The sequence below is a fragment of the Nostoc sp. genome (assembly GCF_036917455.1).
GTDB lineage: Bacteria > Cyanobacteriota > Cyanobacteriia > Cyanobacteriales > Nostocaceae > Nostoc.
In genome coordinates, this window is record NZ_JBALDK010000083.1 from 1 (window position 1) to 10,323 (window position 10,323).

Annotated in this window: 10 protein-coding genes and 1 pseudogene; 2 read left to right on the forward strand and 9 right to left on the reverse strand. The window is 42.6% G+C overall.

What is annotated here, in order from left to right:
• Positions 1–152 (reverse strand): annotated as a pseudogene (locus V7K42_RS09055) (hypothetical protein); the annotation flags it as partial.
• Positions 153–412: 260 nt separating this feature from the next.
• On the reverse strand, positions 413–721 hold the full coding sequence (locus V7K42_RS09060; protein WP_334915451.1) for a hypothetical protein: 309 nt from the start codon (positions 719–721) through the stop codon (positions 413–415).
• A 170-nt stretch (positions 722–891) separates the two neighbouring features.
• Here V7K42_RS09060 and V7K42_RS09065 point away from each other — a divergent pair, with 170 nt between their 5' ends.
• Complete coding sequence (locus V7K42_RS09065) at positions 892–1,155, forward strand: hypothetical protein (protein ID WP_334915452.1); 264 nt, start codon at positions 892–894, stop codon at positions 1,153–1,155.
• Between the two features lie 580 nt (positions 1,156–1,735).
• Here V7K42_RS09065 and V7K42_RS09070 read toward each other — a convergent pair.
• The 5 genes from V7K42_RS09070 to V7K42_RS09090 all read right to left on the reverse strand — a co-directional run bounded on the left by V7K42_RS09070 (position 1,736) and on the right by V7K42_RS09090 (position 6,657).
• A complete protein-coding gene (locus V7K42_RS09070; RefSeq protein ID WP_334915454.1) occupies positions 1,736–2,758 on the reverse strand; it encodes an NADP-dependent oxidoreductase in 1,023 nt (340 codons plus the stop codon).
• A 567-nt stretch (positions 2,759–3,325) separates the two neighbouring features.
• Complete coding sequence (locus tag V7K42_RS09075) at positions 3,326–3,655, reverse strand: hypothetical protein (protein ID WP_334915456.1); 330 nt, start codon at positions 3,653–3,655, stop codon at positions 3,326–3,328.
• A gap of 91 nt (positions 3,656–3,746) precedes the next feature.
• A complete protein-coding gene (locus tag V7K42_RS09080) occupies positions 3,747–4,886 on the reverse strand; it encodes a serine/threonine-protein kinase (RefSeq protein ID WP_334915458.1) in 1,140 nt (379 codons plus the stop codon).
• Positions 4,887–5,083: 197 nt separating this feature from the next.
• Complete coding sequence (gene cax, locus V7K42_RS09085) at positions 5,084–6,175, reverse strand: calcium/proton exchanger (RefSeq protein ID WP_334915460.1); 1,092 nt, start codon at positions 6,173–6,175, stop codon at positions 5,084–5,086.
• 341 nt (positions 6,176–6,516) lie between these two features.
• Positions 6,517–6,657, reverse strand: a complete 141-nt coding sequence (locus V7K42_RS09090; RefSeq protein ID WP_334915462.1) for a hypothetical protein — start codon at positions 6,655–6,657, stop codon at positions 6,517–6,519.
• A 142-nt stretch (positions 6,658–6,799) separates the two neighbouring features.
• Here V7K42_RS09090 and V7K42_RS09095 point away from each other — a divergent pair, with 142 nt between their 5' ends.
• Positions 6,800–9,538, forward strand: coding sequence for a DUF3536 domain-containing protein (locus V7K42_RS09095; protein WP_334915464.1), 2,739 nt, complete (start codon positions 6,800–6,802; stop codon positions 9,536–9,538).
• A gap of 76 nt (positions 9,539–9,614) precedes the next feature.
• Here the strand turns inward: V7K42_RS09095 and V7K42_RS09100 are convergent, their stop codons facing one another.
• Complete coding sequence (locus tag V7K42_RS09100; protein WP_094331328.1) at positions 9,615–9,860, reverse strand: hypothetical protein; 246 nt, start codon at positions 9,858–9,860, stop codon at positions 9,615–9,617.
• A 34-nt stretch (positions 9,861–9,894) separates the two neighbouring features.
• On the reverse strand, positions 9,895–10,140 hold the full coding sequence (locus V7K42_RS09105; RefSeq protein ID WP_334915466.1) for an HNH endonuclease: 246 nt from the start codon (positions 10,138–10,140) through the stop codon (positions 9,895–9,897).
• Between the last annotated feature and the right edge of the window lie 183 nt (positions 10,141–10,323).

Genomic DNA, 10,323 nt, shown 5'->3' on the forward strand with positions numbered 1-10,323 from the left:
ACACTGCTCATAATGTAGGATGTAACGCCTAAACCAAGGTTTAGAGTTGCTGATAGAAAATCTGCTGCTGTTTCACCTACTGTGGTTGCCAGAACTTTAATAATCCAGAAGTAAATTGTCACCTCTGGAACCCTGTTTAACATCTTTTTCATGATATTTTTCCTTCTCGATTTTTCGCTAGAAGTGAGAATGACGGCACGCTTTTTTCGCCAAATCCATAACGTATAAGACTTGTCGGCGTAAAGATATGAGAGGGTAAGGGTTGTACGGTCAAAACTAAAAACCTAACGAAGAATACAAAATATACAACGCTTTTCCCTACACCCCACATCATTACACCCTTAATCCCACTCCTGACAAGGGTTTTAGATTCACAAGCACGCCATTGATCAGATGACATCACATCCTAAACTTAGCTGTGCTGCCTCCTTGCATGATAATATTTTTTATAATGTGTCAAATTATACTTAACTTGATTTCTTCTGTGCGTTCTTGTCACAGACACTCTTCTCAGATCACTAGCTTCTCTATCGCCATCTTCATGACTACTATCACGATCATGAGGGCTATCTACTTCCGCAATTTGAACACCGCTAGCAGACTGTGATCTAGCTAAAAGATGAGATGGTAATTGATGGGCATACGTTGTTTGCATATAACCACCAAATGCCAAAAGACTTACAACAACAGTTGACAGAATAGTTTTGAGGTAATTTTTCATGAGCCAAAGTCTTTTGCAATTCAAGTCAGTAATTCAATAGTAGATATTAAAAGTCAAGAACTGGAAAAGATTTTGTTAACTACTAGGACTTACGCAAAATCATGAAAAAACGAACCACAGAGGACACGGAGAAATAAGAGTTTCAGAGAGTTTTTGCGTAAGTCCTATTTATGAAGAAGTATGATTACAACCCTCTGAAAAATTCAGTGATTTCTTTTGAAGCACTGCAAGAAATTCTACATATTTTCATTATCGATATTTATAACCAAAGTTCTCATCCAGAATTAAAATCGCCTCGGACATCTGTGTGGTCAAAAGCTATCCAAGAGTTTCCTCCAGCTTTACCAGGCTCTTATCAACAACTAAAAGTATTAGTGGGAAATATATCCCTCTTCTGTCACTCTCCGGGAGGGCGATCGCTAGAAGCCTCATGAGGCAATCAATACAAGCTATACTATTAGAAAAAATAGGTCTTGTATTTGTTATTAGAAAATAATCGCGCAATCGTTTGCTATACAAAAGCTCTAAGTTTTATAAAAGGCAAATGTTTTCGGAGAGTGACAGAAGAGGGGTAACGCTTATAAGACTTACGCAACAACTCTCTGAAAATCTTATTTCTCCGTGTACTCTGCGCCCTCTGTGGTTCCTTTTTCATGATTTTGTGTAAGTCCTGATTTAGATAGAGCTTTTTTACATTTATTTTAAGAGAGTCAAGTTATGCCAATAAATAAGTAATTATTGCGACACTTGTATCAAATCGACAAATACCTCTTACTGCAAGAGTTACACGTTTGTTTTTGCTAACAACATATTTGGCATCTATTCTGTATGAATAAATATCGGGGTTGCATAAATACAGGATGAGTTTATGATTGAAACCATTGAAAATTAGTTCCAAATTGGGCGAAATCATCCCATGATTCAGCAACACCGAAATATCATCTAAAAACACCCAAAGTCAACACCCTACAAGAACGCCGCGACCAGTTAAATTACAGATTGTGGATTGATGGTTCATTTCTTAGTTGGATCGTCACCAACCTGAACGATTAACTTGCCAAAGTTTTTCCCTTGCAGTAACCCAATAAAGGCGTTAGGTGCATTTTCCAGCCCTTTCACTACGTCTTCTTTGTACTTGAGCTTACCTGCTTGTAACCATTGAGATACATCATGGATAAACTCGGCATGACGCTGTTGGTAATCGCTCACTAGAAACCCTTCGATCAGCGCCCGTTTCACTAGTAGCGGCATCAAATTAGGCCCGGGGGGTGGATTTTCGGCATTGTACTGGGAGATCAAACCCACCAAAGGAATTCTGGCTCCCAGATTGATCTGTTGTAACACTGTTTCTAGAATTGGCCCTGCCGTATGATCGACATAGATATCAATTCCATTTGGACAAGCAGCTTTCAAGGCTGAACTCAGGTCTTGAGTTTTGCGATTAATGCAGGAATCAAACCCTAATTCATCCACAACGTAATTACACTTCTCTTTACTACCAACTATGCCCACTGCCCGACAGCCCTTGATTTTGGCAATTTGACCCACAACTGCACCCACCGCGCCAGAAGCCGCAGAAACCACAACAGTTTCGCCTGCTTTGGGCTTGCCAATATCTAGCAGAGCAAAATAGGCAGTCATTCCAGGCATCCCGGTAATGCCCAAGGCATAGGAGATCGGTAATTCCTTGGGGTCAAGTTTTCTCAAGGTTTCAGCTTTGGCGATCGCATAAGTCTGCCAACCGTCATACCCCACAACGAACTCTCCATCAGAAAATTGGGGGTGGTTTGATTTCACCACTTGGCTGACAGTAGCACCCATCATCACCTTGCCTAATTCTGTTGGAGTTGCATAAGAAGCGCGATTGCTCATACGCCCTCGCATATAGGGATCAAGGGACAAGTAAATCGTGCGGGTGAGTATTTCTGACTCTCCCAGTTCTGGAATTGCCGTTTCGACAAGGGCAAAATCGCTCTCTTTCGGTTCTGCGATCGGGTAATTTTTGAGCAGAATTTGTTGGTTCCAGGAATCAGACATAGATGCTTCCTTTTTTTAATAGATTGCTTTATCGATCGTATAGCGTTTAGCTTAGGGTGTATTAGCGTAGCGGAACGCACCATTCCAAGCTGATGGTGCGTTCCGATGTTCCGTCTAACACAGCCTATAAATACTTGTATTTTTTCAGAAATCAAATATGATTCCCATATAACAAAACATTCAAGGTTTCCAGTCCATGTACCAACAGTGTTGGAATTGATTTACGCATTTTAGCCAACTAAGAATAAGGACTGAGTAGGAATTGTGAATCGGTTGGTAAGAATTGTAAAACGGCAGTCATAAAAATATCCTTGTGTAAAAAATTACAGGTTTAACTGAGCCAGATAGCATCACTATCTGGCAAGTTATTAACTGTGAGAAACTGTGAGAAAACTTTTGTGAAATTACTACATTTGCGATCGCGCGATGTCTGCGACAAGACGAAGCGTCTACGCGCTAATTCTAGATATAATCAAGACAGCTATGACAAAATCTCCAGGCGCAAATCAAACATAAAATAGGAAAGCGCCCAAATCAAGCTTATTTAAGACTGTCTGAGATTACAAATTACTCTCGCGCTAGTTTCAGCAGAGTTTCAATGACCTGCTTTTGCAAAGACTCATCGGGGACTCCTAAACCAAAGATGTGGACAAAGCTTAGACCATAGAGTGCCAGACGAATCACAGTTGCCATTGCTGGATCAAGTTCACTTGCTTCGATTTGCCGTTGCCAATCAGCTAAGTTTTTTTGAACTGGCTCAAGTAATTCTGGATTTTCAGCGATCGCTGCTAAAAAACTGAATTGAACTGCAATAGAGTGAGCATCAAACTCACCAAAAACTTTGGATTCAGGTGTGTTACAGCTTATGCCTAACACAACGCCACTGACGCTACGCACAGTTGCTAGCGCTCAAGTCGGGAAACCCCGCACACGACTGGCTCCCCTACGTATACTTAGACTTTTTCATAAATCAAATCCGATTCTTATATTAGGAGTTATTATTACCAAGATATTTGGCTTTTAATTCTTCTAATTCTTCATCTATTTTGCTTTTACTAGTAGGCTGAGATGTCGGGGTTGCTGGTTGTATTTTATTTGGTTGAGGTTTGTTGCCACCCAAAAATTGAGTTTTCATTTCTTCTAATTCTAGATCGATTTGACTAGGAGATGGCGATACAAATGCGGGTGGGGAATTAGGTAGAGATTGAGGGATAGGTTTTGGTACAATTGCTGGCGTGGCTGCGACTTGCGACTGGTGATTTAAGTCTTTGAGAACTTCATCTACTGTTTGATAACGCCGAATGGGAATACTCTCTAGCATCTTGTTGAGAATGCGACTCAACTGATTATTGATGGGGGTTTTCAAGTATTGCTGCCAAATCCAAGTATCGTTATGGGTATCATAAGAATCGAAGGGCGATCGCTGAGTTAATAAATTAATACAAGTCGCACCCAAACTATAAATATCGCTGGCGAAAACAGCCCTACCTCTCATTTGCTCAGGGGCAACATATTCTGGACTACCAATACTTGTACCAGTTTTATTTAAGGCAGTACTAGTGGCAGATTTAGCAGCACCAAAATCTACTAAAACTAGTTTGCGATCGCTCTCCCGTAAAATAATGTTTTCTGGCTTAATATCGCGGTGAATTACGTGTCTGGCATGACAAAATTGTAAAACTGACAATAAATCGTTTAATAGTTGCCGGATTTGCGTTTCATTAAAAGCACCCCTATGTGCCAATTCCTGGGCTAAGTTGTGCCCGTCGATGAATTCTTGTACAAGATACTGCCGAGCTTCTTGGGTAAAATATGCCAGTAATTCGGGAATTTGGGGATGTTTGCCCAATTCATCTAACTGCACCGCTTCTTGGTTAAATAACTCTACAGCTTTTGCAAGAGTGTTAGTGCCTTGAGATTGGGGATAAAATTGCTTAATTACGCAGCGTGGTTTTGAGGGTTTATCCTCATCTACAGCTAAGAAAGTTTTGCCAAAACCACCTTGTCCGATTGGTTTGATAGCACGATAACGTTCTTTGAGGAGTAACTTAGAACCGCAAGCGCGACAAAACTTGACATCAGTAGGATTTTCCGGCTTGGGACAATGGGGATTAAGGCAGTAGCTCATACAGGCGATCGCTCTTATATGTTTCTATTTTCTCCTGTCCCAGGCAAAAGCGGTTCAGATTCGCCAATTATCGAGATAGGTGATTAAACAAGCCATTATTCATAATCAAGAGCGACACCGAATAGCCCGTCGTAGAAATCGCTTTGGACTAAACGATAAGCGATCGCTACGACGGGCTACGCCTACACACTGCTAAACTACCCCATACCTTCCATAACTGGATGGAAGTAGAAGGCAAACCCCAATACTGTATAGGCAGCTAATAATAAAGTGCCTTCGAGCCAATTGGATTTACCATCAGAACTAATACTGTTTGCAATCAACACTGATACAACCACAGCTACTAATTCAAAGGGTTTGAAATCCAAATCCATTGGTTTACCCAATATCCGCCCTGCTATCACCAACACGGGCGCGACAAATAGAGCAATTTGCATACTCGATCCCACAGCTACCGAAAGGGAAAGATCCATCTTGTCTTTCATGGCCACGGTGACTGCTGTGGCGTGTTCAGCCGCGTTACCGACGATGGGAACCAAAATTACCCCTGTAAACAGCGCCGTCAAACCTAGCTGAGATGTAGCCACTTCTAGAGAATCGACCAACATTTCTGACTCAAGTGCCACTAGCAAGGTACATACTAGCAGCACCCCAACCCATAACATCATATTTGGTTTGGCGTGAGTGATTTCCTCTTCTTCTGTCTCCACTACACCCACATCATATAGATAGGAGTGGGTTTTCATCGAAAATAGCAGAGTTAGAGCATAAACCAGAATTAATACAACAGCAACAGCAATAGAAAGATTTTGCAGTGTTTCTTCGTTAATTCCTTGAGAGGTATAGTTCATCGCCGTTGGCATCAAAATGGCAATCACCGCCAAATTCATCGAAGCAGCATTCACCCGCGCCACAATTGGCTGAAATGTCTGTTCTTTGTAACGTAGTCCTCCCAAAAGCATAGAGAAACCCATTACCAGTAGTAAGTTGCTGATAATCGATCCCGTGATACTGGCTTTAACTACATCTATTAAACCAGCATTCAGCGCTACTAGGGCGATGATTAATTCTGTAGCATTGCCAAAGGTAGCGTTTAAAAGGCCCCCCAATGATGGCCCCACTACCACAGCAATTTCTTCTGTGGCTGTACCCATCCAAGCTGCTAAGGGCAAAATTGCTAATCCAGCTGTAATGAAAACTAGCAATTCTCCCCACTCCAGAAAGTGGGCTGCAACAGAAACTGGGATAAACAGTAATAAAACGAAAAGAATAATGTTTTTGGTTGACATTTGTTCTCTTGGGTTGAGGGTATCATTCACAGCGAGCAATCCTAAATTTTAAATTTGGAGTGTTGAATTAACAATTACTTTCACTCAGCACTCCGACATGATACTCTCAACCGTCTGTAGAGCAATTCAGAAATTGTACTGTTTTCAGTTCACTACAGCGGATGTAAAATAAGATTGCGATTTAAGGAGTTTTCGTAATTTTTTGTTGCAAAAGTATGAATTTGAGCCAAATTATTACACCAAAAATGGGGTTTAATATATTAAAAGACAATTAAAATTTTAATTGGTCGCTACTAACGAGGAAACCCCTAACTGAGTCTTTGTTCAATGGCTAATTACATTTAAGCCTTCAGGGAAAGGGCTGTCTTGGAAAGTTCTTTCAAGTCGGCAGAGCCGACGACAGTCGCCTCAAGTCGGGAAACCCGCCCACGGCGCTGTCTCCCCAACGGACTTTGCGCTGGGCGATAACGCAGATTTGCCATTACAATGAGGAAGATTTGTCAAAAATTTAGTTAGATTCCATAGTTGTTGTTTATACCGGATTTTGCGCTAAAACCATTGGAGAAAGGTTTACGCACAACGTTTTCGGTGCAACTGTAAGTTTTTTGTTTTGGATAAATATACATGACTTCTGCTGCTGAAATGCCGGCTAGCTCTGGCTCAACGTTAACATTACATTCAGATCCTAATAACACCAAAGAAAGCGATCCCCTGAGAAAGGCTAATGGTGTTTATGTGACGGTGCATGGTCATTTTTACCAGCCACCAAGGGAAAACCCTTATCTGGACGCAATTGAACGCCAACCGAGTGCTGCACCTTTCCATGACTGGAATGAGCGGATTCATTGGGAATGCTATCGCCCGAATGCCTTTGCCAGAGTCTTAAATGACCAAGGCGAAGTGGTGGGGATCGTCAATAATTACGAGTATTTTAGTTTTAATATCGGGGCAACGCTGATGTCGTGGCTAGAACGCTACGATGTGGAGGTTTATCAGCGCATTTTAGAGGCGGATGCCAAGAGTAGCCAACGCTTGCATGGTCACGGCAATGCGATCGCGCAAGTATACAATCATATCATCATGCCTCTGGCAAACGAGCGCGACAAATATACCCAAATTCGCTGGGGTAAAGAAGACTTCCGCTCCCGCTTTGGCCGCGATCCCGAAGGAATGTGGTTAGCGGAAACTGCTGTAGATTATGCAACCCTAGAGGCTCTTGTTGCTGAGGGGATTCGTTTCATTATCCTTGCACCATCTCAAGCACTGCGTTGCCGTCCTCTCCCCACTCCAGATCGTCCCCATCCCGAATGGATCGAAGTTGGCGGTAGTCAGATTGATTCTACTCGTCCCTATCGTTGTTATTTGAAGCCCACACTAGATACTTCATCTTCACCTCTGAGTGCGATGGGCTACGCCCCACCGGAGGCGATCGCCACTAGCCCCAAAGACGGTAGTAGAGAAAAATTACCCTACATTGATATCTTCTTCTACGATGGCCCGATATCGCGGGATATGGGTTTTAGTGATGTGGTTTATAATTCCAGTCACTTTACCGGACGTATCGGTTCAGCAGTGCGTGGGGATCATCGTCCAGCACAGTTAATCTCTGTAGCGACAGATGGGGAAACCTTCGGACATCACAAGAAGGGAACAGAGAAAACTTTAGCCTACGCCTTTACTAAAGAGTTTCCTCAACAAGGTTGGACGGTAACGAACTTCGCTCACTACCTCAGCCTAAATTCTCCCAGTTGGGAAGTGGAATTGAAGTCAGTTACAGCCTGGAGTTGCGCCCACGGTGTCGGCAGATGGGAGGATGACTGTGGTTGCGGTGGAGAAGGTGGTGTTTGGCATCAAAAATGGCGTCGTCCCCTGCGGGATGCCCTAAATTGGCTGCGGGATCAACTAACTGATGTGTATCAGGAACATGGCAGACAGTTATTCCGCGATCCCTGGTTAGCACGAGATGAATATATCCAAGTACTGCGCGATCGCTCTGCTGGCAATGTCAACCGTTTCTTAGCCCGTCATCAAACTCACAAACTAACAGCAGCCGAACAAGTAGACGCTTTGCGCCTGTTGGAAATGCAGCGTCACGCTTTGTTGATGTTCACTAGTTGCGGCTGGTTTTTTGAAGAAATTTCCCGTCCAGAGGGGACGCAAATTATGCGCTACGCCGCCCGTGCTTTGGAATTAGCAGGGGAAGTGGCTGGCGTGCAGTTAGAAAAAGGCTTTGTCAAACGTCTTGGTTTAGCCCCCAGTAATGTGGATGAATTTAAACACGGTGCAGAAATTTATCGGCAACTCGTGTTAACTGCCCAGCTTGGTTTTAAGCAAGTAGCAGCCCATTACGCTATTACTTCCCTGTTTACTAATCAGAAACCAGCCCAGGCGCACAATTTGCCCAGAAAAGATGTGGCTGACAAACAGTCGCAGCGTTACCACAAAAAGGTTTATTGCTACGCTGCCAATGAGCTAGATTACCAATTGCAACGCATGGGATCGCTAACTCTGGCTGTGGGAAATTTAAAGCTGGTGTCAGAGATTACTTGGGAAAGCGAGCATTTGGTATTTGCGGTTCTGCATTTGGGCGGGTGGGATTTCCACTGCTGTATTCAACAATTTACTGGGCGGCGTGACTACAGCCAAATCAAAGAAAAGCTGTTTGGCGCACTAAAACAAGCTAGTGCGGCTCATACCATATTGGCGATGACACAGCTATTTGGGGAAGAAGCTTTCAGCTTACAGAATCTATTTGCTGAAGAACGCCACCGAATTATGGGGCTGCTCAGTCAGGAAACGCTGACACGTTTAGGACAGTTGTATACCCAAGCCTACCGCGATAATTATGGCGTGCTGATGGCGTTTCATCGAGATGAAATAGCAGTACCGCAAGAGTTGCAGGTAGCAGCCGATATTGCTTTAGGGCATCGCTGTCTGATGACATTGCGATCGCTTGAGCAAGAGATTGCCGATCCCCAAAAGAGTTGGAGTCACATCTTAGAATTGGAAGCGATCGCAACAGAAGCAAAACATCTGCGTTGTCGGCTGAATATTCCCGACGGTAAGCAGATGTTAGAACAGTTAATTGCGCGATCGCTTTGGCAATTGTTGCACGATGCCAATGATAGCTTTAATGCAGATATCCAACTCTTGGAGCGATTGATTGATGTCGGGGATCAACTAAATATTGACGTTTCCCTACAGCGATCGCAAGAACTCTATTTTAGTTGTCTGCAAAGTCAGATTGCGCCGGTGTGTATTACTAGCGTTGGAAATGAAGCAGATAATCAGTGTCTTCAATTACTCAAGTTGGGTAAAAAGTTAGCCGTTGATGTTAGCGCAATCTCAAATCAGTTGAGATAGATGTCGGGTAGGACAGGAAAAATTTTACACTAGAGAAGGGGAAAATTTTCCCCTTCTCTTTTTAATTTACTTTACTTTACTTAGTTTGGGAGCGATCGCAATGGTAAGGATAAAGCCATTCACACTTAAAGAGTCCGTGGGTATGTTTCTCAAAAAAGGTTCCTGCATGGCGGTTAGGTGATATATCGATCCCAGCTTTAGTTTTAATCTCATATAGCCAGGGAAAGGCTATTACTAAAACAGCCATAAAAGTGAATAAGTAAAGAATCGAAGTTTTAATATTGAGGAATCTTCGAGAACTGCTATTCTGATTTTGAGGCATAGAAATGAGAAATTAATCGCCCATACATCGTAACTTAAAGCTGAAAATATCGTCGAAAGCGGGGGTCAATATTGTCTCTTTTCTGCTGATTGCAGGTAATACAGAGAGTTTGTAAATTGCTGATATCGTTTTGACCACCACGGGCAAGGGGAATGATATGGTCAATGCTAAGGTTAGTTTCTGTAGTAGTTTTACCGCAGCTTTGACATTGATATTTGTCACGTTCAAAAACATATTTTTTAACTTCCGGCGGAATACTAATACGGGGAGTTTTGCTCATTTGTTTTCTAATTGCTAAGAAATCCTTCTAAGAGGTTGAATGAACAAGTATTTGGCTGTGATTTTAGGCACTTAGAGATCCCCCCTAGCCCCCCTTTATAAGCTATCCATTATAAACATCTTTCTTAACAAAAGCTTTGACAAAAACCAGAAATTGTGTATGTTGTAAACGAAAATCCTAAAG